16 protein-coding genes are annotated in these 22,855 nt (G+C 69.4%); 10 read left to right on the forward strand and 6 right to left on the reverse strand.

Annotation, left to right across the window (positions count from 1 at the left end; translation table 11 throughout):
* Entirely contained in the window at nt 1-1,536 is a 1,536-nt protein-coding gene (locus ACFV1J_RS32985; RefSeq protein ID WP_385864322.1) for a WXG100 family type VII secretion target, read from the forward strand.
* A gap of 89 nt (nt 1,537-1,625) precedes the next feature.
* On the forward strand, nt 1,626-2,978 hold the full coding sequence (locus ACFV1J_RS32990) for a S8 family serine peptidase (RefSeq protein ID WP_385864323.1): 1,353 nt from the start codon (nt 1,626-1,628) through the stop codon (nt 2,976-2,978).
* A 236-nt stretch (nt 2,979-3,214) separates the two neighbouring features.
* On the opposite strand, the gene ACFV1J_RS32995 is transcribed toward ACFV1J_RS32990, so the two are convergent.
* Both ACFV1J_RS32995 and ACFV1J_RS33000 read right to left on the reverse strand, forming a co-directional pair.
* The gene (locus ACFV1J_RS32995; RefSeq protein WP_385864325.1) at nt 3,215-4,222 is read right to left on the reverse strand and encodes a PE-PGRS family protein; all 1,008 of its coding nucleotides are present in this window, start codon (nt 4,220-4,222) and stop codon (nt 3,215-3,217) included.
* A 164-nt stretch (nt 4,223-4,386) separates the two neighbouring features.
* Complete coding sequence (locus ACFV1J_RS33000; RefSeq protein WP_385864327.1) at nt 4,387-4,716, reverse strand: WXG100 family type VII secretion target; 330 nt, start codon at nt 4,714-4,716, stop codon at nt 4,387-4,389.
* A gap of 564 nt (nt 4,717-5,280) precedes the next feature.
* Here ACFV1J_RS33000 and ACFV1J_RS33005 point away from each other — a divergent pair.
* Complete coding sequence (locus ACFV1J_RS33005) at nt 5,281-5,955, forward strand: hypothetical protein (RefSeq protein ID WP_385864329.1); 675 nt, start codon at nt 5,281-5,283, stop codon at nt 5,953-5,955.
* Entirely contained in the window at nt 5,933-6,493 is a 561-nt protein-coding gene (locus tag ACFV1J_RS33010) for a hypothetical protein (protein WP_385864331.1), read from the forward strand. Before ACFV1J_RS33005 ends, ACFV1J_RS33010 begins: the two co-directional genes overlap by 23 nt.
* Nucleotides 6,494-6,740: 247 nt before the next feature.
* Here the strand turns inward: ACFV1J_RS33010 and ACFV1J_RS33015 are convergent, their stop codons facing one another.
* From ACFV1J_RS33015 to ACFV1J_RS33025, 3 genes are all read right to left on the reverse strand, one after another.
* Nucleotides 6,741-8,075: an SUKH-4 family immunity protein gene (locus tag ACFV1J_RS33015; RefSeq protein WP_385864332.1), complete on the reverse strand. Its 1,335-nt coding sequence runs from the start codon at nt 8,073-8,075 to the stop codon at nt 6,741-6,743.
* Nucleotides 8,072-10,396 carry an ATP-binding protein gene (locus ACFV1J_RS33020; RefSeq protein WP_385864334.1) on the reverse strand — a complete coding sequence of 775 codons (2,325 nt, stop codon included), beginning with the start codon at nt 10,394-10,396 and terminating at the stop codon, nt 8,072-8,074. Before ACFV1J_RS33020 ends, ACFV1J_RS33015 begins: the two co-directional genes overlap by 4 nt.
* 516 nt (nt 10,397-10,912) lie before the next feature.
* Nucleotides 10,913-11,314 (reverse strand): hypothetical protein, encoded by a 402-nt coding sequence (locus ACFV1J_RS33025; protein ID WP_385864336.1) that lies wholly within the window; start codon nt 11,312-11,314, stop codon nt 10,913-10,915.
* Between the two features lie 234 nt (nt 11,315-11,548).
* Between ACFV1J_RS33025 and ACFV1J_RS33030 the strand changes: the two genes are divergently transcribed.
* Entirely contained in the window at nt 11,549-11,881 is a 333-nt protein-coding gene (locus tag ACFV1J_RS33030) for a hypothetical protein (RefSeq protein WP_385864337.1), read from the forward strand.
* Nucleotides 11,878-12,618 (forward strand): WXG100 family type VII secretion target, encoded by a 741-nt coding sequence (locus tag ACFV1J_RS33035; protein ID WP_385864338.1) that lies wholly within the window; start codon nt 11,878-11,880, stop codon nt 12,616-12,618. Before ACFV1J_RS33030 ends, ACFV1J_RS33035 begins: the two co-directional genes overlap by 4 nt.
* Before the next feature lie 154 nt (nt 12,619-12,772).
* Here ACFV1J_RS33035 and eccCa read toward each other — a convergent pair whose 3' ends face one another.
* Nucleotides 12,773-16,729 (reverse strand): type VII secretion protein EccCa, encoded by a 3,957-nt coding sequence (gene eccCa / locus ACFV1J_RS33040; protein ID WP_385864341.1) that lies wholly within the window; start codon nt 16,727-16,729, stop codon nt 12,773-12,775.
* A 255-nt stretch (nt 16,730-16,984) separates the two neighbouring features.
* Here eccCa and eccD point away from each other — a divergent pair, with 255 nt between their 5' ends.
* The 4 genes from eccD to ACFV1J_RS33060 all read left to right on the forward strand — a co-directional run bounded on the left by eccD (nt 16,985) and on the right by ACFV1J_RS33060 (nt 22,780).
* Nucleotides 16,985-18,448: a type VII secretion integral membrane protein EccD gene (gene eccD, locus ACFV1J_RS33045; protein WP_385864342.1), complete on the forward strand. Its 1,464-nt coding sequence runs from the start codon at nt 16,985-16,987 to the stop codon at nt 18,446-18,448.
* A gap of 152 nt (nt 18,449-18,600) precedes the next feature.
* Nucleotides 18,601-18,888, forward strand: a complete 288-nt coding sequence (rpsO, locus tag ACFV1J_RS33050) for a 30S ribosomal protein S15 (RefSeq protein WP_385864344.1) — start codon at nt 18,601-18,603, stop codon at nt 18,886-18,888.
* A gap of 293 nt (nt 18,889-19,181) precedes the next feature.
* A complete protein-coding gene (locus tag ACFV1J_RS33055) occupies nt 19,182-21,404 on the forward strand; it encodes a polyribonucleotide nucleotidyltransferase (protein ID WP_385864346.1) in 2,223 nt (740 codons plus the stop codon).
* Nucleotides 21,401-22,780, forward strand: a complete 1,380-nt coding sequence (locus tag ACFV1J_RS33060; RefSeq protein WP_385864348.1) for a M16 family metallopeptidase — start codon at nt 21,401-21,403, stop codon at nt 22,778-22,780. Before ACFV1J_RS33055 ends, ACFV1J_RS33060 begins: the two co-directional genes overlap by 4 nt.
* The last annotated feature ends 75 nt before the right edge of the window (nt 22,781-22,855 follow it).

A 22,855-nucleotide genomic window follows, 5' to 3' on the forward strand; every position in this document is an offset into this window, starting at 1 on the left:
ATGGGTGGAGATGCAAGCGGTGCGCCCACGGGTGGGAACACCTGGGAGACGTTCACAACCAAGTTCAATCAGCATGACCTCGATGGCCTGAAGGGCATGCTGGACGGTGCCAGCGTCCAGCAGGTTCGCGATGTGGCCCAGCACTGGCAGGACCTTCACGACCAGTTGGTCGGGCCGGGTGAAGGTGGCGGCGGTCTCCAGAAGCAATTCGAGGATGCCGTGAAGAAGGTGCTGGAGTCCTGGCACGGCGACACGGCAGAGAAGTTTGCCAAGCAGGCCCAGAAGATCAGCAACAACTTCCGGGCCGGCGCCCCCTACGCCACGCACACGGCGCAGGTCATGGGGCAGACGGCCAACGACCTGCAGAAGGCCATCGACAAGGTCAAGCCAATCGACGATGGCTGGAACTGGAGCGATGACGTCTGGGGTGAGATGCCCTGGTCGGATCAGATCGACGACGATGATTTGAATGACGCGCTGAAGACGGGCGTCAGCACTCAGGGAATCCTTGAAGCAAACAAGGATAACCTTTCTGGTCACCAGAAGAAGCGGCTTGAGGCTGCTGTGGCCATGGAAAACCTGGGTACGGCCTACGTGGTGAGGTCTTCCTCGCTCAAGCCGCCGGGGCCCGGCGGCGGAATCGAGGACAAGATTCCCGATCACAAGGACCCCACGGACGGCGCGGGCGTTGGTGCCATCGCTACTCCCATGGGCATGGGAGGCGGCCCCAAGGGCGGCGCCGGTGGAGTGAAGATTCCGACGCGCGGCATGAAGGGCGGCAGTACGCCGAAGATGCCGACCTCTCCCAGCATCAACACGCCGAATTCGCCGAATTCGCCGAAGACGCCTGGGATTAGCGGTGGCCTCGGTTCGCTGAAGCCGAAGACTCCCAACATCAATACCGGCCTGGATGGCCTCGGCGGTGGCGGTGGTGGCGGCGGCACCGGGGTGAAGATCCCCGGCGGTGGCGGCGCCGGCGGGCTGAATGGTGGCGCTGGCGGCGTTCACATGCCCGGTGGTGGCGGCGGTGGCGCCGGCGTCAACATTCCCGGAGGCGGCGGCCTCGGCATGGCTGGCGGAACCGGTGGTATGGCCGGTCGTGGCGCAGCCGGCGTCAAGGGTGGCGCGGCGGGTGCTGGTGGTGCCGGAGGTGCCCGCGCCGGCCGTGCCGGGATGCCTGGTATGGGCGGCGCACATGGCGGTGCCGCGGGTAAGGGCATGGGCGGAAAGCCGGGCGTCAACACCGGTGGCGCCATGGCCCGGCAGAAGGGCGGCATTGTCGGTGGTGCGGCCGGCGGCAAGACCAGTGGTGGAGGTCAAGGTGGTTCCGGGCTGCACCGCAGCCGAGGCGGAACCGCCGCCGGCACCAATTCCGGCTCCGGTCGTCGCCCGGCAGGCATGATGGGTGGCGCACACGGTGCGCACGGTGGCAAGGGAGAAGGCAAGGGGAACGACTCCAGCCGTCCTGACTACCTCGTGGAAGACGAGGAGACCTGGACGACGGAGCGTAATGTGGCTCCCCGGGTCATCGAGTAGTACCGGCCGGACAAGCAATCGGTAGAGACGCTTGGGGCCCGCAGCCCTCGGGCTGCGGGCCCCAACTCTGTGAAGAAGGGTGTTATGGCATGAGCTTCACGCGGACGCTGCGTGCGGTGGGCGGCGCGGTAGTGGCGGGGGCACTGCTCTTCGGCGCCGCGCCGGTTGCTCTAGCGGACCAGATCAGAAACGATCAGTGGGCTTTGAAAGCCTTCGGCACTGAAGACATTTGGAAGCTGTCGACAGGCAAGGGCGTCACAGTAGCTGTCATCGACGGTCCTGTGAACGGAAGCCACCCGGACCTGAAGGGAACAGTTCTCGCAGGTAAGAGCTTCGTCACGGGGGGACGTGCCGATCAGGGGTCTGGTGCGGAGGGCGACCATGGCACGTCTATGGCGGCGCTGATTGCTGCTCACGGCCACGGTCCAGGAGGGGAAGACGGAGTAAAGGGCCTTGCCCCGGATGCCAAGATCCTCCCTGTTGCCATCAACCTGTCAACCGATGCGGTCCCGAAACTGGGCGCAGAGACGAAGTATGCCGAAGCGCTGAGGTATGCCGTTGACCACGGCGCGAGCGTTATCAACATGTCCTTCGTCAGTAGCCGTGGGGATCTTTCTCCGGATGAGAGAGAAGCCATTGCCTACGCCCGGAAACATGACGTGCTTCTTGTAGCAGGTACGGGGAATGACGGCGTGGAGACGCCTCGCTATCCCGGATCGGCTCCCGGTGTTCTCGCTGTCGGCGCCGTAGACAAACACCTCAACGTCTGGAAGTACTCCAACTACGGTGACCAGGTGAAGCTTACTGCGCCAGGTGCCTACATCCGGTCTGCAGGTACGGAGACTCCGTACCACCTCGCCAACGGAACCTCTGACGCCACCGCCTACGTCTCCGCAGCCGCTGCTCTTCTCCGCTCCAAATTCCCCAACCTGACCGCGGGACAGATCGCCAATCGGTTGGTCAAGACCGCTGGTCTGCCTGAGGACAAGAGCAGCATCAAGCTTCCGGACGCGCACTACGGCTACGGATTCATCAAGCCTTACAGTGCCCTGACCAAGGACGTCCCCGCGGGCTCGAAGAATGGGCCGCTGCCGGCACTTGATGGTGACTCGTCGCCGAATTCTTCCAAGGCGCCCGGAAGCAACGATGACTCGGCCAAGATCAACAGCGACAAAGGCATGAGCACCGGCGCCATCATCGGTATCGCTGCCGGTGTGGTCGTCGTACTCGTCATCATCCTGGTCGTGGTTCTCGTGGCCAAGAAGAAGCGGCGTAATGGGCCGCCGCCCGGTGGTCCCGGGGGGTTTGGTGGGCCCGGTGGGCCCGGTGGGCCCGGGGGCTTTGTGCCGCATCCGCCGAACCCGAACAACTCGTACCAGCAGCAGCCCGGTGGGCCCGGGGCCTATCCGCCCGCGCCGCCCACGCAGCCGCCTGGTCGGTAATGCTCTGACGTAGGCAAGAGCGGCAAGAGCGGGAAGCAAAACGGAAGTTCATTTGGGGTCCGTGGCCTTTGGGTCGCGGGCCCCAATGTGTTTTCGGTAGCGGACTGTGAATACCCGTCCGGGCAGCTCGGAAATGGCTGCAGGGCCGCGCGGGCCCGGGTGATTCCGGGGTGCAGCGGCCCTGCAGGACAGGACGGGCTTGCCGGTGAAGGCGAAGGTGAAGGCGAGAGCAGGGCTTAGCCGAAGACGTCCTCGACGCTGCCGCTGACCGTTTCCCTGACGGCGTCCGTGGCGCCCTGGTGGCGGGTGGCGGCGCCGCCGGTGCGCTGGTCGGCGTGGCGTTGGGCCGCGTTGAGGCCGCGGTCGGTGAGGTCTTGGCGGGCGTGGTCGACGTAGGTCTTGGGGTCGGTGAGGTCGTTGGCGCCTTCCTTGACGCCATCGATGTATTCACCGGCCTTTTTCTTGCCGACGTCGGCGGTTTCTCCCCAGTCGATGCCGTCGCGGGCGCCGAAGTGGCTTTCGATGCCCTGCTGGGCGACGTTCTGGGCCATCTCGGTGCCGGCTTCCTTGGCCTTTTCCTTGGCCGCGTCGACAACCTTTTCCTGGACCGTGTCCTTGATCGTGTCCTTGACCGTCTTCTTGGCGTAGTCCATCGCCAGCTTGCGGGCTTCCTTGGACACGGCCTTCTTCGCCATCTTCTTGATGGCGTCCATGGTGGCGTGCTCCATGGCCTTGGTGGCCGCCTCCATGACCTCGCGTTTGATCTTGTCGAGGATCTGGCGGACGAGCAGACGGGTCGCCTGCGTGGCGCCGGCCGCGCCGAGTTCGGACAGGCCCAGGGTGAAGGGCGCAGCGGCCTGTGCGGCGATGAGTTCCGCGGCCAGCATCACGAGTTGGACGATGACCGCGACCTTGCCGGCGAGCACGGCGATGGCGGCGGCATCGAAGGCGAGGGCGATGACTTCCGCCGCCGCGGCGGCGTCGCGGAGGTAATTGTCCCCGCTGTCACCGCCGCCGGAGAAGGTGCCCCATTCATTCGTGAAGCCCTCGATCGCTTCGCCGGAGTTGGCGGAGACGACTTCATTGGCTGCCGAAGTGCCCGAGGAAGCTGCTTGGTTGACCGACTCGGCGAAGTTACGCCAGACCTGGGCGCATTCGTGGAGCTTGTCCTCGTCGGCGTCAGGCCAGCTGTAGCCGAGCAGGTCCAGGACCCAGGCGACCTCGCTTGGCAGCGTCAATGACACAGTGATCGTCCCCCGTGCAGTGGTAGCCGATTGCGGAATGCAATGGAAAGGGTGGGTGGGAAGTGAGAGATAAGGAAATGGGCTGAGGGGTGGGATGTGGAGCGCGAGCTTTCACGCCCTCGGCCCGGGTGGTGCGGCCCGAAGCAAGTCCGGTGGGCGAGCCGTTAGATGACCGGGCGGCCGACGGCGCTGATGGTGTGGATGCCCTGCTGGTCGGACTCGGCGTACGTCTGCGCCATGTGCTGGAGCTTGTCGCCGATTCCTTCGAGGCGCTCGCCCAGGGAGTCCATGGACTCGAACATGCCGTCCCTGATGGGCGTGTAGATCGTTTCGAAGATGTCGCCGAAGTCGCAGTTCTCCCAGGGGCTGCCCAGGTCCTCCAGGTCGGCCTTCAGCTTCTTCGAAGCCTTGGAGAAATCGCCACCGATGTGTACGAACGCGTCGCCCTGCGTGCGCAGGACATCCGGATCTACGTGAAATTCCTTGCCTGCCACCACAGCCCCCGTTTTCCGGTGCGTCCGCTCTAAGTGTCTGACTCTTACTGCAAGTTTAGCGTTCCCAGGTTAGGTGCACTGAACGTTGACGTGTCAAGGTGGGCGATCGTGCGGTGGGTTCAAGGGAATTTCTTTACTCAATGCCGTGGAGGTCCCGTGAAAATTGGCCGGTCTACGGCATTAGCGGCAGATGCGGCATAGCGGCGTAGCAGCATTGTGGAGTAGCGGCGTAGTGGTAGTGGCGTAGTGGCAGGGGTGAACGTTTCGGCGGGGTGGCGGCCTGCGTTGCCCCGGGGCGGTGCCAGCTGTACCGCACGGCCGTCAACTGGCCGAGATGCCAGTGCGCTTGAGCTGCAGGCTGCAGGCCCGTACTGCTGTCCGACGTGTTGACTAAGATCGTCTTCGACTGGATGACCAGCGCAGATCGGGGGACCTGTGGCAGAGCAATTCACCGCTGCTCACGAAGCCTTGCCGCAGGTCCGCCCAAAGCTCGGACCTGCGTTGCGAGAACAGTCGGGTGACCCCCTTCCGCTGACGGTCGCCCGACGAGAGGAGCCGCGCTGCATGAAGCCGGAGTACCGCAACTGTTTTCTGCCCTTTCTCCAGCCAGGTGAAAGGCTGGTCATCGCCTGCGACTACTTCGCCAACGCGGCGCTGCCCTCCATACCCGCCGAGCTGCGCGCTTCGGCCACCCCGCCTGCTCCGTCACCGTTGGAGGAGCGGGTAAGGGGTGTGCTGGGCAGCGCACTCGGCGCGGTGGCCCGTCCGCTGGCGGCGGTGACCAACAGCCGCTTGGTCAACAACCCGTTCACCCGGGTCGCGGGGCGCGTCGGCGACCGGGTCGAGCGCACGGTGGATGCCCTGGATCACGTGGCCGACCGGGCCGTCGAGAAGGCGATCTGGGGTACTGTCATGGACGGCGGCTGGCACAGCATGGCCGGGCGTTTCCTCGTCGACCTGACGAATGCCGGTGGTACCCCACGGCGGCAGGCGATGACCGACCGCCGGTTGCTCCTGCTGGTGGACCGCAACACGAGTTGGCGTGACACCACACCGCGGTGGGATTTTGGGGTGGCGGTGTCACGTGCGGACATCACTCGGATCGACCCGCATCCCAAGGCCGTGGGCGGCCGGGGACGGTTCGATGTCGGCTTCGCCGACGGGTCATGGATCGCGCTCGGCAGCGCGGTGCGCACGCATATGGAGGCATTCGTCAGTGCATGGAACCGAGGGGCGTGAACTGCGCAGGGACGAACCCTGTGCTGAAGAGTCGGCTGAAGAGTCAGCTGAAAAGCCGGCTGCGGAGCGACACGAAGAGCCCCACGAAGAGTCGCACGAAGGCCCCCATGACGAGTCGCAGGACGAGTCGCATGGAGAGGGCCTTGACGACCCCCTCGACGAGCCCGACGAGCCCGACGAGTCCGACAAGGCCGATGAGCTTGCCCAGCCCGATGAGCCCGACCAGCCCGACCAGCCCGACGAGTTCGATGAACTCGACGATCTGGATGCCGAGAATCGCGCGGGGCTGACGCCGCGTCAGGCGCGGCGGATACGCATCGTCCTGGCCTCGGTGCTCATGGCCGCGATGGCGGTGGTGCTCGTGGTGCGCCTGGCCTCGCGCACGTCCGTGCTGGTGGTCGGGGTGTACGGAGCCGCGCTGGTGCTCTGCGGTGTCGTGATCGAACTCAGCCGGCACGGGCGTACCCGGCTCGGCACCTGGCTCCTGGGCATCGGCTTGGCGGCCGCCCTGGCCGCCGACTGGCTGCTGTTGCCGTAGCCCTAAGCGCTAATCCCAAGCCCCAAGCCCTAAGCCCGGAGCCCTAACGGGCCGAACTGGCGCCTTGCCCTCCATTGGCCTCGGGGCCGTAACAGGGCGGACGGGCCCCAGTGGCCGGAATCATGGCAATCATGCCGACTTCCGGCCCCCGGAACCCCGTCCCACCCCTTCCGTAAGAGCAACCCGCTCTTCTCAGAACGACTCGTTCTCCTCAGAGCAACTCACTCTCCTCAGAGAACCCGCTCTCTCAGAACAACCCGTGCCACATCTGCTCGATCACCAGCGACCACCAGTTGCCCTGGTCGTCCAGTGCCCAGGAGTCGATCGCCGCGATCTGTTCCTGGAAGGCCGCCACCGCCGTGCCCGCCGCCGTCGGGTCCAGACCCTGCATCTCCTGGCGGGTGGTGGTGAGGAGGGCCAGGGAGCGGAGGTAGGCGGAGAGGGTGCGGTTGACGAAGCGGCCGCCGCCGGAGGAGGGCTGCACGGCCCAGACGGTGCCGATCAGGCTCTGGTTGGTCTCCGGGGCGGTGCACTGGACGGCGATGGTGTAGAGGCCGTCGGTGCCGATCCGGACGTAGCCGGCCAGCGTTTCGAGCGTCTGCTCCTTGGCCTGTGTGCCGATCTGCCGGAGGTGGGTCGCCACGTCCGTGAACAGCCCGCCGGCCGGCGGGGCGTCGGCGCGGTCGGCCGTGAAGAAGTACGGGACCTGGGACGGGAGTCCGGCCCAGACCAGGGTGTTCTTGGTGGCCTCGGGCAGCTGGGTCGCGGCCAGGTCGTCGGCGTCCGGGCGGCGGACGCCCTCGGGGCCGTAGACCTCCACGAGGTGCTTGCCGAGGGCCACGTCGCGCATCTGCGGCGCCGGCTCGACGCGTTCCGGCACCGGCACCCGGTGCGGCCGCGGCGGCGGCTGCTGGCCCGCCAGCTGGTGCATCATCTCGACGTGCCGCAGCAGCCCCGCGACGCCCTCGGCGCGCTCCTCGGGCCGCATGCCGTAGCCCTCGGTGCAGGAGAACGAGGCGTTGGGGAACGCGCGGAGGATGAAGTCGCCGGGGTAGCCGCCGGGCAGCAGGGCCGGGCGCAGGTCGGTGTGGACCGCGCGGACGGCCGCCGGGTCCACGCCCAGCCGCCGCAGCTCCTCGTACAGCTGGTACTCCGCGGGCGGCTGGCCGGGGGCCGAGACGCGGGCGAGGCTGGTCTCCTCGCCGGTCGCGGGGTCGTTGTAGGTGGCGACGGCGGTGTTGCCGGGGCCGGTGACCGGCTGCCGGGCGGGTTCCGCCGGGGCCGCGCCGGCCGCGCCGCCGCCGTGCTTCTGCTGGTACATCCGCACGACCTCGTCGACCGGTACGGACGGCCAGACCGTCAGCTCGCCGGAGGCCCGGTCGACGACGCCGCAGGCGGTGCCGATCTCGGCTGGCGGGCGGCGCTGCCCGGTCTCCGGGTCGACCTCCGGGGGCGGCGGTACGGCCCACACCACCCAGCCGAGGTCGAACTCCTGCATGGCCACCTCACGCGGCGGGCCCTGGTGTCCCTCCGGGTTGAGCCAGCGGGCGGCGGTGGCGTGTGCCTGCGCCTGGGTGATCACGAGTGGTCTCCTTCGAGGCCGTGGGAAGCGTCGGCGTCAGTGGTGCCGGCGCGCTGGGCCGGCACGGTGGGGGCCGCGGGGGCGGCCGCGAGGATCTGCCGGGCGGTCACTCCGCGCTCGGTGGCCACGACGAGCACACCGTCCGGGGAGAGGTCGGCGGCGGTGATCGGGGTGTCGGACACCAGCGCGGCCACCACCTCCTGGGTTGCCCGGGCCCAGACCCGCAGGTAGTCGGCGCCCCGGCTGAGTCCGAGGGGCGTCGCGGCGCGCTCGTCGTCCGAGGGGCGCAGCACTTGCGCGGGGTCGGCATCGAGGTACTCGGGGGTCCACAGGTCGTGCAGGAGGACGGCCTGGCCGCCGCGGTCGCCGCGGCCGGGGCCCGGACCGGCATCCGCTGCGGCCGCGTCGGCCGCTGCCCCCGCCCCGCCCGTGCTCTCCGCGATTTCGGCGCTCTCCGCGCTCTCCTTGCTCTCCGCGTCACCCGACTCGGGCCCGGTCGCCTCCGCAGGGGACGGCACCGTACGGGATCCGGGGGTGCCCGCGGGGACGAGCAGGGCGACGACGGGGCGCGGGGCGGCGGCGTTCACGCCTCGCGTGCCCGCCATGCCCTCCGCGCCCGCCATGCCCTCCGCGCTCTCCCCGGCCGCCAGACCCTCCGCGCCCTCCGCGCCCTCCGCGCTCGCCTGGGGGAGGATGCCGGCCGTCACCGCGCGGACGCCGGGGAGCGGCGCGCTCCACAGCGTCCGCCACGGCAGCCGGAAGCCGCGGGTGTGCAGCGCCTCGGCGTACGGCAGGAGCCCGTCCTCGACGAACGCGGTCTCCAGGAAGGCCGCCCGCATTTCGGCCGGCGCCTGCGAGCGGGTGAGCAGCGGGGCCGTGCGCAGATACGTACGGGCCGGTGCGCCGAGCGCTTCCAACGGGACGGCCTCGATGGCGGCCCGCAGGACCACCGGGTCGGCGTGCGCGAACAGGCCCGGGTCGGTGAGGAGTTGGGGCAGCAGACCGGCTTCGAGGGTGTGTGCCGCGAGGTGGTCGCGGATGTACGGATCGGCCTGCCCCCAGTCCTGCTGGGGTACTGCCTCCAGCAACGCCATGGCGATCTTGGTCTGGGCGTCCCGGACGTCCGGCAGACCGGCGCGGATCTCCTCGGCGAGGGCAGGATGCATCAGGCGGAGCAGCGTGCGGGTGGGCCCGGCACCGGAGGCGTCCGCGCTCCCCTCACCGTCCGCGCTCCCCTCGCCGTCCGCCGGCGCCGCCTCCGCCGCGTCGTCGTCCGCACCGGTCTCGACCGGCTGGATGAACGGGGCGGCCAGCAGCATGCCGTCGGCGATGTCCTGGCTCATGTCCCGTCCGGCGACGGCGTTCGCCAGGGTCCCCAGCAGCTCGACCGGCAGCCCCTCGCCCTCGGCGAACGCCAGCGGGGCCAGCATCAGCCGCAGCGTCTGCGGGTCGGCGCCGAGCCGGCGGGCGTGCGCATCGAGCGCCTCGCCCACGCTGCCGGGCAGCTGGGCGGGGTCCGCCGGGTCGAAGCCCTCGGGCTGCATGATCAGCGACTGCAGTGCCAGCTGCACGGTCAGCCGGCTGCCCGCCGCGCGTCCGGCCAGTGCCTCGGCGAGTGCCCGGCGGGCCGACGGGTCGGTGGTGTACGGGAGTTGCGGCGCGCCGCTGTCCGGGTCGAGCGCGGTCTCGGCGTGCAGCACCAGGCCCGCGGGGTCGGCCCACTCGGGCGCGTCGAGGTCGATGACCTGGACCTGCCCGGACGGCAGCGCGCCGGCGAGCTCCGCGGCCAGCTCGCGCGGGACGTCGGCCAGCAGCTGAACCGTTTCGACGGCGGCGAGCGGGGCGAGCACCTCCCGGATGAGCCGGGCCGGTTCCTGGGCGGCGCGGACCGGACCGGCCCGGTCGACGTCCGGCACCACGATCGTCACCGGCTCCTCGCGCGCGGCGAGTTCGGTGAAGACGTCCTCGGTGCGGCCGGCCCGCAGACCGAAGTGGTCGGCGATGAGCCACAGCACCTGCGCCGCGGTCCGGCCCTCGGGGCTCGGTACGGCCGGCGGCGGCAGGTCCGGCGGCACCGTGGCCGGGTCCATGTCGTCCAGCGGCAGCTGCTTGCGGTAGTCGGGATCGCACATCATCAGGAAGCCGGTGACCAGGCGTGACCGCCCGCTGCCGGGATTTCCGGTGAGCACGATGACGCGCGGCGCTCCGGGCCAGCGCATGCGCCAGGCCGCCAGGGCGCGCAGCGCAGCGGTGCGGCCGCCGATGTACGGATGCGGAGCGTATCCGGCTGTTCGGGCGTTTCCCTCGTCTGAGGCGCTCATGGCTTCCTCGTCCCCCATCAATCCCGCCCTCCACCTTCGTGGATTCCTGCGTGTACCGGCTTACCGGTTCGATCCTATGATCCGGGCCGCGTGCCCGGGACGCCGCGGGTCCGGCTGTTCCGGAACTGGAACACGCAGGCCGGAGCGGGTGTGCGGGCGGCATGCCGCTGGCTCGTGGGGCGCCGGTGAAGGCGGGGGCTGCTGCGGCCCTATCCGCCGGGAGTGGTGTCCCGTTCGGGAGTGATCGCCCGTTCCAGAGGGGCCACCCGTTCGGGAGTGGTCGCCCGTTATGGAGATAGCGCGAGCGTTGGGAATGTCCTGTGGAGAAAGGAGCAGATCAATGCCCGAAATTCCCGGGTATTGATCTGCTTCCTTCGCTATGAGCACCCCGGACTCTTTGCGTGCCGGCGCCATACGGCACGACGACGCGATCGCCGCGACGTCGCTGTACGGCAAACGACGGGGCCACATGGCAAAAGCGACGCCGGCATACCGGGACCGCAGCGACGACCTGGTTCAGGCGCGGTGGCCGCGACCGCCGCGCCGCGAGCCGGTGACGATGTTGCCCGACGGGCCGTCACGCTCGGCGCGCTCCTGGTCTTCCTTCTCTTCCTGTTCCTTCTGCCAGGCGGCGAACTTCTCGCGCGACTCCTCGCGCTCGGCCATGGTCTGGTCCTCCGCGGCCCGCCGCATCTCGGTCAGCCGGTCACCGATGGCGTCCATGTAGCCCGGCGTCTGGATGGCGTCCTTCATGCCGATGCGGCCGGAGAGCACCTCCTGGGCCATCTCCTGGAGCTTGCCGCCGACGTTGGGGTTGTCCGCCAGGACCTTCAGTGCCTTCCGCAGCCGGTGCGCCTGCTCCGGATCCTGGGCGACGTCCATCAGGTCCTCGTCCTGGATCTGCCGCTCGTTGCTCATCTCTGCCCCCTAGACGTGATGGCACAGCAACCACGTGTGCTGCACCGGCGTCCTGAGTCTAATGACGGAGGCGAACGCGTCGTCAAGGCGGGGGTTGTCGGTATTGCCGCATATTGCTCCGTATGCATTCCGCGGCCGGGCGGCCGACCGGTTCACAGTGGGCTTCGGGGCTATTGCGGGTGTGCTAGACCTGAGGCGATGTTGGCAGGCAGCTGTCATTCAATTCGGGGAGAAATGATGTCCGACGAAGTCCGGCTCAGTACGGAGGAGTTGCACAAGCTCGGTGCGTCCTTCGGGATACGCGCGGAAGAACTGAGCCGGCAGCTGGTCGCATTCAGACGGCGGGCCGATGCCGAGGCGCTGCGGGACGGATTCGGCAGCGACGAGGAGGCGGCCCGGCCGTTCCGTGAGCTGTACGAGCAGGCCGAGCACGCCCTGGTCCAGCTGCAGGAGCGGCTCGCCGAGGTCAGCAGCGGCATCGAGGAGACCGTCGCCAACACGGAGGCGGCCGAGGACGAGCTGGTCGACACCCTGCGGAGCGTCGAGAAGATGCGGAGTGCCAAGTGAGCGGACGACGCAATCCCGAGGCCCTGCACGAAGCGGCGGCCGGCTGGCGGGAGATGGGCAGGCACCTCGACGGCATGGTCCGCGACCTGGACCGGCACGTCGGTAACGCGGCCGCGGCCAACTGGCACGGCCCGGCGGGCGAGGCGTTCGCCGCGGAGTGGCACCGCCTCAAGCGGTCCGTCGACGAGGCGCTGCCGGCCTTCGAACTGGCCGCGGCAGACCTGGAGACCGCCGCCGCACAGCGTCCCGACGACAAGGACGACAAGGACGACCAGGGCCACGGCGCCCCCCAGGCGAACGGTGCCTCGGGCGGCGGCCAGGGCTCGTCCGGCCCCCAGGTCGCCTACGGCTTCATGGCGCTCGGCCAGCTCGCCAACGGGCTCGGCGGCGCGTTCGGCAAGCGCGGCGGCCGGGGCGGCGGCCAGAGCTCGGTCCCGCCCGTACGGCACACCTGGGAGACCTCCACGGCCGCGCACGGACCGGACCCGTTCGGGCCGGGGCGGGACGGTGAGGCCGCGACCCGCGGTGGCGAGGGCCTGGCCAAGGGCGTACGGACCCAGCCGGCCGGCCCGGACCCGGCGCCGGGCGCGGAGCGGGACCCCAAGGCCACGCCGGCCACGCCGGCCACGTCCGCCACCTCCGGCGCGTCCGGCACGAAGGACGCACCGGCCCCTGCGGAGCAGAAGCCCGCCGGGCCCGCCACCCCGGACACCACCCAGCACGGCGCGTTCGGCTGAGCGACGGCCCGGCGCCGCCCCGCGCGGCCCGTCCGTAGCGACACCACCGCACCCGTACCGCGCACCCACCGCATCCGTACCGCGCACCCATACGAAACGGCGGTGGGGCGCCCCTCCCAGAGGGACGCCCCACCGCCGTTGCCGTGCTCGCCGGTTACCCGCTGCGGGCCGGCAGCCAGCCAGTCTGGACCAGCTGCGCACCACGCTTGCGCGTGATGAACGTGGCCCGGCCCGGCGTCAGTTGCTGGCCCTTGATGTTGCCCATCAGCGGGCCCTCCGCCGGGTCGGCCGACAGGATCAGACCCTGCGCACCGAGCTCCTTCGTACGCTGCATCACGGGCTCGAACGACGACCGTCCGGCGCCCGAGGAGCTGCGCGCGATGATCAGGCGCAGACCCAGGTCACGGGCGAACGGCAGGTACTCCAGCAACGGCTGTAGCGGGTTGCCGCTGCTGGTCGCCACCAGGTCGTAGTCGTCCACGATCACGAACGCGTCCGGCAGGTCGTACCAGCTGCGGTTGCGCAGCTGCTCCGGCGTGACGTCCGGCCCGGGCATCCGGCGGCCCAGCGAACCGGCCAGTCCGCTGATGACCTCCTGCAGCTGCGGGCCCGCGGCGCAGTACTTGTACATGTGGCTCTCGGGGATCTCCCCGAGCAGCGCACGGCGGTAGTCGGAGACCACCATGAGCGCCTTGTCCGACGGGTACCGCTCGGCGATCTGCTTGGCCAGCAGACGCAGCAGCGACGACTTTCCGGACTCGCTCTCGCCGTAGATGACCAGCAGCGGGTCGGTCTCGAAGTCGATGAACGCCGGCGACAGCGTGGTCTCGTCGACACCGATCGCGATGCCGTGCTCCGGGTAGTCGCTGCCCTTGGGCAGGTCGGTGGCGCGCAGCATCGTCGGCAGCATCCGCACCGCGGGGGCGGGCTCGCCCTGCCAGTGCTCCTTGACCGTCGACACCAGGTTGGCGATCCCGTCGCTGATGGTCTCCGGGTCGCTCATCCCGTCCAGCCGCGGCAGCGCCGCCAGGAAGTCGAGCTTCTCGGGGGACAGACCACGGCCCGGCTTGCCCATCGGGACGTTCTCCGCGCGCTTGCGGTCGAACTCCGACTCCATCGGGTCACCCAGGCGCAGCTCGACGCGGTTGAGGAGCTGGTCGCGCAGCGCGGGCCGGACCTCGGTGTAGCGCGCGGCGGAGAGGATCAGGTGGACACCGAAACCGAGACCGCGGGCGGCGATGTCCAGGACCACCGGGTCCATCTGCTCGTAGTCCGTCTTGAACGTTCCCCAGCCATCGATGATCAGGAAGACGTCGCCCCACTTCTGGTCGGGGAAGGCGCCCGCGGCCCGCCGCTGGCGGTACGTCGAGATCGAGTCGATGTTGTTGGCGCGGAAGAACTCCTCGCGCTCGTTGAGGATGCCCACGACCTCGGCGACCGTACGGCGGACCTTCTCCGCGTCCAGACGCGAGGCGACCCCGCCGACGTGCGGCAGGTCCTCCATCGTGAGCATGCCGCCGCCACCGAAGTCGAGGCAGTAGAACTGCACCTCGGCCGGGGTGTGGGTGAGCGCGAACGCCGCGATCGCGGAACGGATCAGGGTCGACTTGCCGGACTGCGGACCACCGACGACCAGACCGTGACCGGCACCCGCGGAGAAGTCCAGGTACATCACGTCACGCCGCTGCTCGAACGGCTTGTCCACCAGCGCGACCGGCACCACGAGCTTGCCGAGCGCGGTGTACTCCGCCGCGTGCACGCCCCGTTCGGGCGTGACCGCGAGCGTCGGCAGCAGCTGGTTGACGGTCGGCGCCTCCTCCAGCGGGGGCAGCCACACCTGGTGCGCCGGCGGGCCCTGGCCCTGCATCCGCTGGACCATGACGTCCAGCACGGTGTCGGCGAGCGCGTCGTCGATCTCCGGCTCCGCCGCCTCGACGACGGGCTCCTCGATGATCTGCTCGATGACCGGGGCCGCGGTGAACGGCACCGGCATCCGCATCGACCGGCCGCCGCTGCCGCCCCGGCCGCCGCCACCCGGACCGCGGTAGGTACCGGACACGTACGCGGCCTTGAACTGCACCATCGTCTCGGTGTCGTACTTCAGGATGCCGGAACCGGGGACGTTCGGCAGGTGGTAGGCGTCCGGCACACCGATCGCGGTCCGCGACTCGGCCGCGGAGAACGTCCGCAGACCCAGCCGGTAGGACAGGAAGGTGTCCAGACCGCGCAGCTTGCCCTCTTCCAGACGCTGCGAGGCGAGCAGCATGTGCACACCCATCGAACGGCCGATACGGCCGATCTGGATGAACATCTCGATGAAGTCCGGCTTGGCGGCGAGCAGTTCGGAGAACTCGTCGATGATCATCACCAGCGAGGGCAGCGGGTCCAGCGGGGCACCCGCGGCACGCGCCTTCTCGTAGTCGGTGATGTTGGCGTAGTTGCCCGCCGAGCGCAGCAGCTCCTGCCGGCGCTGGAGTTCACCGGTGATCGAGTCGCGCATGCGGTCGATCAGCGTGACGTCCTCACCGAGGTTGGTGATGACCGCCGCCACGTGCGGCATGTCCGACATGCCGGTGAAGGTGGCGCCACCCTTGAAGTCCGCGAGGATGAAGTTCAGCGTCTCGGAGGAGTGCGTGACCGCGAGGGCGAGCACCAGGGTGCGCAGCACCTCGGACTTACCGGAACCGGTCGCACCGACACAGAGGCCGTGCGGGCCCATGCCCTGCTGCGAGGCTTCCTTGATGTCCAGCATGACCGGCTGGCCGTCGCGGTCGACACCGATCGGGACGCGCAGCCGCTCGGCCAGCGTCCGGGGCCGCCAGGTGCGCGACACGTCCAGGGACCCGGCGTCACCGATGTTGAGCAGATCGGTGAAGTCCAGGGCGGACAGCAGCGGTTCCTCGCCGTCCGCACCCGAACCGGCCCGCAGCGGGGCCAGCTGACGCGCCAGCGCCTCCGACTCGGCGATCGACAGGGTGTCGCAGACACCGTGGTAGACCGCGCCGCTGGCCGACTCCAGCACCAGCTTGCCCGGCCACACCTGGACGGCCAGACCACCGCGGATCTCGTCCAGGTCGCCGGGGACGACCTCGATGATGGTGACGCCCTGCAGACCCTCGGCACCGGCGATCACCGAGTCCATCGGGACCTCGCCGCCGTCCAGGACGATGACGACGTGCGGGGTGTCGGTCACCGGCGTGCCCTGCGGGTTGAACCGCCCGCGGCCCTCCAGCTCGTCCGCCAGCAGCTCCTCGACCTCGCCGAGGTCACCGACCACCAGCCGGCGGCTGCCCGCGCCGTCCGTGGTCTTGTCCTGCACCTGCGGCAGCCACTTCGTCCACTCCCACTCCGCCTGCGCACCGGGCGCCGCGACGACCGCGACCACCAGGTCCTCGGGGGAGTGCAGGGTGCACAGCTGGGCGAGGATGGACCGGGCCGAGCCGTAGACGGTGTCCGGGTCACCGGAGACGGTCAGGTGGTAGAAGGCGCGCAGCGAGACCGCGAGCGGCAGGTTGTCCAACTGCCCGTGCTTGTCGAGGAATTCCTTCATCGCATGCGCGGTGAGCGGCTCCAGCTCGTCGACCGGGGCGGTCTCCGGAGCCCTCAGCGGGGTGGCCAGCTGCTGCGGCCCGAGCCCGAGACGTACCTGCCCGAAGTCCGGATCGGTCGACCGCCGTTCCCAGACGCGTTTGCCCTCCGCGACGATCGACCACAACTGGCTCGGATCGGGATGGATGAAAAGCTGCGCATCCCGCTGTTTACGCGCGGTCCGCCGCACCTCTTTCCGCTTCTGCGCCAGGTACTTGAGGTAATCCTGGCGCTCTTGGACCATTTGGCCCGAAGGGCCTTGCCGCGCCTTGACGATCTGCATGATCGCCATTGCCAGGGTGGACGCCACCATAAAGCCACCCATGATTTTCATGAACGGCTGGTTGCCCATGAACAGGAATCCCGCGGAGGACGCCATACCCATCATGGGCATAAACGTCATGAAGAGGTTCTCCTGCTCACCTTCGCGGGGCAGCTCAGGCGGAGCCTCAAGTGTCACCTCCTCCGAGGGGACTTCGGGTGGCAGCGCGCGGGGCGGGCGCTTGACGATGACAACGCTCACCGAGGCATCAGTCCTTCATGCATCTCGCAGTCTCGGACCGCCCCCGTTGGATTCGACGGTCCCCCCGAGCCAAGTCCTTGGCCCGAACCAGGCGTTGATCCTACTGTTAAGCGTCAAGTCTCGGGGTGGGTGGGGCGGTCGCCGAATTGGACGGTACGCTGACGCCTCGCGAGCGTGCCACGGCCCCGCAGAGACGGCTCTATATATACGGCGCGCGAAGCGACAAAACGCCCAACGGATAGGGGGAACCGCCAGGTGAGCACGAGCACTGGCACCGGCTTTTGCCGGGTCACGGTCGCCGCGCCGGACGCACGGATCGACGTGGCACTGCCGGAGGACGTCGCACTCGTCGACATTTATCCGGAGATCCTGCGGCTCTCCGGGCAGTCCCAGGCGGAGGGCGCGCCCACCGGCTATCACCTCGTACGCCGCGACGGAACGGTCCTCGACGCCGGGCAGTCGCTCGCGCAGCAGCAGATCCTCGACGGCGACCTCCTGCTCCTGAAGCCGTTCGCCGAATCGCTGCCGCTCCCGGTCTTCGACGACGTCTCCGACGCCGTCGCCTCCGCGGTCAAGCGCAACCGCAACCGCTGGAGCGACGACCTCATGCACACCCTCGGCCTCAGCGCCGGTGTGCTGCTGCTCGTCATGATGGCGTTCGCCCTGTGGTTCTCGAACCCGATCAACCGCGACATGCACCGCCTGCCCGGCATCATCGCCGGCGTCGTCGGCATCGTCCTGGTCGCCCTCGCCGGCGTCCGCGCCCGGGTCTACGACGACCACGGCTCCTCCATCGCCCTGGGCCTGTCCGCGCTGCCGCACCTGCTGATCGCCGGCTCCGGCATCTTCCCGGTCGACGACGGCGCCGGCCCCGGCCGACTGCACCTCCTCGTCGGCTGCGTGACCGTCCTCATCGCGTCCGTCCTGCTGGTGGTGCTGCTGCCGCGCGGTGACGCCCCCTTCGTCGCGGCCGCCTTCCTCTCCGCCATCGGCACCCTCGCGGTCTTCGCCGCGATCCTCACCGACGCCGAGCCCCGCGAGGTCGCCGCCGTCACCGCCGTCGTCGCCATCGCCATGGTCGCCTGGCTCCCCGGCCTCTCCGCCCGCTTCGCCCGGCTGCCCATCGGCTACCGCTCCCCGGACCAGATCGCCAAGGGCTCCCTGGACAACGGCGGCGAGACCGAGTCCGTCGACTTCATCAAGATCGGCAACCAGGCCAAGCGCGGCCACGAACTGCTGCTCGGCCTCGTCGCCGGCTGCTCCGCCCTCGTCGTCGGCTCCGCCGGTGTCGTCCTCGGCTTCTCCGACAACATGTGGGCCCAGCTGCTCGCCCTGGCCGCCGGCATCACGATCATGCTGCGCGCCCGGCTCTTCGACTACACCGCGCAGGTCGCCTGCCTGACCATCGCCGGCATCCTGACCGTCGTCCTGCTCATCCTGGGCATCGCGCTGCACCCGCCGCAGGACATCTTCGTCGACCTCCTGCAGTACCAGGACGCCGGACCGCTCAACATCCGCACCGTCTGGTTCTCCAGCAGCATCGCGGTCGGCGCGGCCATCCTCGTCGGCGTCGGCCTGGTCGTCCCCCGCAAGGGCGTCACCCCCTTCTGGGGCCGGATCTTCGACATCTTCGACGGCCTGGTGCTGCTGTCCCTGGTGCCGCTGTGCCTGGCGGTCCTCGACGTCTACACCACCGTGCGCGGCCTCACCGGCAGCTAGCACGGCCCCCGCTCACGGCCACGGCCCCCCGACCACCCGGTCGGGGGGCCGTTTCCAGCTGGTACGCTGTGTGACGGTCCGGACGAGTCATCCAAGATTCCCTGTGAGGCAAACCAGGGGCGCTCACGGATCGGAACCAAGAGGAGTACCGCGTGTCGCTCGACGCCGCTACGAAGAAGCAGATCATGGCCGAGTTCGCCACCAAGGAGGGTGACACCGGTTCCCCCGAGGTCCAGGTCGCGATGCTCTCGCGCCGTATCTCGGACCTGACCGAGCACCTCAAGACCCACAAGCACGACCACCACTCCCGCCGTGGTCTGCTGCTGCTCGTCGGCCAGCGCCGTCGCCTGCTGCAGTACCTGGCGAAGAAGGACATCACGCGCTTCCGTACGCTGGTCGAGCGCCTGGGCATCCGCCGCGGCGCGGCGGGCGCCAAGTAAGACGCCGTAAAGGGAGCGGTTCCCACCGGGGGCCGCTCCCTTTGCCGTACGCACCGGATGTCCGTGCCACCTCATGGTGGACGGAAGCTTTGTACTCTGGTGCCATATCGCAAAAGTGAACGCGGTAGGAGCGCCACCTGGCCGCCGGTCCTCGGTAGTGGCCCCCGGACGATCCATGGACACCATGCGTCATCACTCCGGGTGCTTCGATCGAAGACCGGCCCGCACCGGCGCTCCACCGAAGACGGTCTGCCGCCATACGGGCAGCAGACGCTGACGAGGAGATATTCCTGGTGGAGAACGAGACCCACTACGCCGAAGCCGTGATCGACAACGGTTCCTTCGGCACCCGCACCATCCGCTTCGAGACGGGCCGCCTGGCCAAGCAGGCCGCCGGCTCCGCCGTTGCGTACCTGGACGACGACACCATGGTGCTGTCGGCCACCACCGCCTCCAAGACCCCGAAGGACCAGCTGGACTTCTTCCCGCTGACCGTCGACGTCGAGGAGCGGATGTACTCGGCCGGGAAGATCCCCGGCTCCTTCTTCCGCCGTGAGGGCCGCCCCTCCGAGGACGCCATCCTCACCTGCCGCCTGATCGACCGGCCGCTGCGCCCGTCCTTCAAGAAGGGCCTGCGCAACGAGATCCAGATCGTCGAGACGATCATGGCGCTCAACCCCGACCACCTCTACGACGTGGTCGCCATCAACGCCGCCTCCTGCTCCACGCAGCTGGCCGGCCTGCCCTTCTCCGGCCCCATCGGCGGCACCCGCGTCGCCCTCATCAAGGGCCAGTGGGTCGCCTTCCCGACGCACACCGAGCTCGAGGACGCGGTCTTCGACATGGTCGTGGCCGGCCGGGTCCTCCCGGACGGCGACGTCGCGATCATGATGGTCGAGGCCGAGGCCACCGACCAGACCATCCAGCTGGTCAAGGACGGCGCCGAGGCCCCGACCGAGGAGGTCGTCGCCGCCGGCCTGGAGGCCGCCAAGCCGTTCATCAAGGTCCTGTGCAAGGCCCAGTCGGACCTGGCCGCCAAGGCCGCCAAGCCGACCGGCGAGTTCCCGATCTTCCTCGACTACCAGGACGACGTCCTGCAGGCCCTCACCAAGGCCGTCAAGGACGAGCTCGCCCAGGCGCTGACCATCGCCGGCAAGCAGGAGCGCGAGTCCGAGCTGGACCGCGTCAAGGGCCTGGCCGCCGAGAAGCTGCTGCCGGAGTTCGAGGGCCGCGAGAAGGAGATCTCCGCCGCGTACCGCTCGCTGACCAAGACCCTGGTCCGTGAGCGCGTCATCAAGGAGAAGAAGCGCATCGACGGCCGCGGCGTCACGGACATCCGTACGCTCGCCGCCGAGGTCGAGGCCATCCCGCGGGTGCACGGCTCCGCCCTGTTCGAGCGTGGCGAGACCCAGATCCTGGGCGTCACCACCCTCAACATGCTCCGCATGGAGCAGCAGCTGGACACCCTCTCCCCGGTGACCCGCAAGCGCTACATGCACAACTACAACTTCCCGCCGTACTCCACCGGCGAGACCGGCCGCGTCGGCTCCCCCAAGCGTCGCGAGATCGGCCACGGCGCGCTCGCCGAGCGCGCGCTGATGCCGGTCCTGCCGACCCGCGAGGAGTTCCCCTACGCGATCCGCCAGGTGTCCGAGGCCCTCGGCTCCAACGGTTCGACGTCCATGGGCTCGGTCTGCGCCTCCACCATGTCGCTGCTGAACGCCGGTGTGCCGCTCAAGGCCCCGGTCGCCGGTATCGCCATGGGCCTGATCTCCCAGGAGATCGACGGCGAGACCCACTACGTCACCCTCACCGACATCCTCGGTGCGGAGGACGCCTTCGGCGACATGGACTTCAAGGTCGCCGGCACCAAGCAGTTCGTCACCGCCCTCCAGCTCGACACCAAGCTGGACGGCATCCCGGCGTCCGTCCTGGCCGCGGCCCTCAAGCAGGCCCGCGACGCCCGTCTGCACATCCTCGACGTGATGATGGAGGCGATCGACACCCCGGACGAGATGTCCCCGAACGCCCCGCGGATCATCACCGTCAAGATCCCCGTGGACAAGATCGGTGAGGTCATCGGCCCCAAGGGCAAGATGATCAACCAGATCCAGGAGGACACCGGCGCCGAGATCACGATCGAGGACGACGGCACCATCTACATCGGTGCCGCCGACGGCCCGGCCGCCGAGGCCGCCCGCGCCACGATCAACGGCATCGCCAACCCGACCATGCCGGAGGTCGGCGAGCGCTACCTGGGCACGGTCGTCAAGACCACCACCTTCGGTGCGTTCGTCTCCCTGCTCCCGGGCAAGGACGGCCTGCTGCACATCTCGCAGATCCGCAAGCTCGCCGGCGGCAAGCGCGTGGAGAACGTCGAGGACGTGCTCGCGGTCGGCGCCAAGGTCCAGGTCGAGATCGCCGAGATCGACCAGCGCGGCAAGCTCTCCCTCATCCCCGTGATCGAGGAAGAGGACGCCGCCAAGGAAGACAAGAAGGACGACGCCGACAAGTGACGTCCCGTACGCACAGGACGACGGCCCGCCCCTCCACGGAGGGGCGGGCCGTCGCCCGTACCCAAACGCTTCTCAAGGGCACCGCGGGCGCCGGCACGGTCCGCCGCACCACCCTGCCCGGCGGCCTGCGCATCGTCACCGAGACGCTGCCCTCGGTCCGCTCCGTCACCTTCGGCATCTGGGCACACGTCGGCTCCCGCGACGAGACCCCGAGCCTGAACGGCGCCACGCACTACCTCGAACACCTGCTGTTCAAGGGCACCGAGCAGCGCAGCGCGCTGGACATCTCCTCGGCCATCGACGCGGTCGGCGGCGAGATGAACGCCTTCACCGCCAAGGAGTACACCTGCTACTACGCGCGGGTGCTCGACGCCGACCTGCCGCTCGCCATCGATGTGGTGTGCGACATGCTCACCGGCTCGCTGATCGAGGCCGAGGACGTGGACGCCGAGCGCGGCGTCATCCTCGAGGAGATCGCGATGACCGAGGACGACCCGGGCGACTGCGTGCACGACCTGTTCGCGCACACGATGCTCGGTGACACCCCGCTCGGCCGCCCCGTCCTGGGCACCGTCGACACCGTCAACGCCCTCACCGCCGACCGCATCCGCCGCTTCTACAGGAAGCACTACGACCCCACCCACCTCGTCGTCACCGCGGCCGGCAACATCGACCACGCCAAGGTCGTCCGCCAGGTCCGCCGCGCCTTCGAGCAGGCCGGCGCGCTCGACCGGACGGACGCCGTCCCGGTCGCACCGCGCTCCGGGGCCCGCGCGATCCGCACCGCCGGCCGCGTCGAACTGCTCAACCGCCGGACCGAGCAGGCCCATGTGGTCCTCGGCGTCCCCGGCATGGCCCGCACCGACGACCGACGCTGGGCCATGGGCGTGCTGAACACCGCCCTCGGCGGCGGCATGTCCTCCCGCCTCTTCCAGGAGATCCGGGAGAAGCGCGGTCTGGCCTACAGCGTGTACTCCTACACCTCGGGCTTCGCCGACTGCGGCCTGTTCGGCGTCTACGCGGGCTGCCGCCCCAACCAGGTGGACGACGTCCTCAAGATCTGCCGCGACGAACTCGACCAGGTGGCCGCGCACGGCCTCAGCGACGACGAGATCCACCGCGCCATCGGCCAGCTGCGCGGCTCCACCGTCCTCGGCCTGGAGGACACCGGCGCGCTGATGCACCGCATCGGCAAGAGCGAGCTGTGCTGGGGCGAGCAGATGTCGGTCGACGAGATGCTCGCCCGGATAGCGGCCGTCACCCCCGACGAGGTGCGCGAGGTGGCCCGCGATGTCCTGGGCCGGCGCCCCTCGCTGTCCGTCATCGGCCCGCTGAAGGACCGGCAGACGGCACGCCTGGACGACATCGTCGCCTAGGGCCGCACTGCCGGGCGGGGCCGCCCACCGCCGTACCACCGAGAGCCCTCGCCGTACCACGAGAGAAAGACAGGA

The sequence above is a fragment of the Streptomyces sp. NPDC059649 genome (genome assembly GCF_042734445.1).
Classification (GTDB): Bacteria; Actinomycetota; Actinomycetes; order Streptomycetales; family Streptomycetaceae; genus Streptomyces.

Bases quoted from the DNA above. Each gene is read 5' to 3' on its own strand.
- ACFV1J_RS32985 (WP_385864322.1), top strand. From the start codon at position 1: ATGGGTGGAGATGCAAGCGGTGCGCCCACGGGTGGGAACACCTGGGAG.
- ACFV1J_RS32990 (WP_385864323.1), top strand. From the start codon at position 1,626: ATGAGCTTCACGCGGACGCTGCGTGCGGTGGGCGGCGCGGTAGTGGCG.
- ACFV1J_RS33005 (WP_385864329.1), top strand. From the start codon at position 5,281: ATGAAGCCGGAGTACCGCAACTGTTTTCTGCCCTTTCTCCAGCCAGGT.
- ACFV1J_RS33020 (WP_385864334.1), bottom strand. From the start codon at position 10,396: ATGAGCGCCTCAGACGAGGGAAACGCCCGAACAGCCGGATACGCTCCG.
- ACFV1J_RS33025 (WP_385864336.1), bottom strand. From the start codon at position 11,314: ATGAGCAACGAGCGGCAGATCCAGGACGAGGACCTGATGGACGTCGCC.
- ACFV1J_RS33030 (WP_385864337.1), top strand. From the start codon at position 11,549: ATGATGTCCGACGAAGTCCGGCTCAGTACGGAGGAGTTGCACAAGCTC.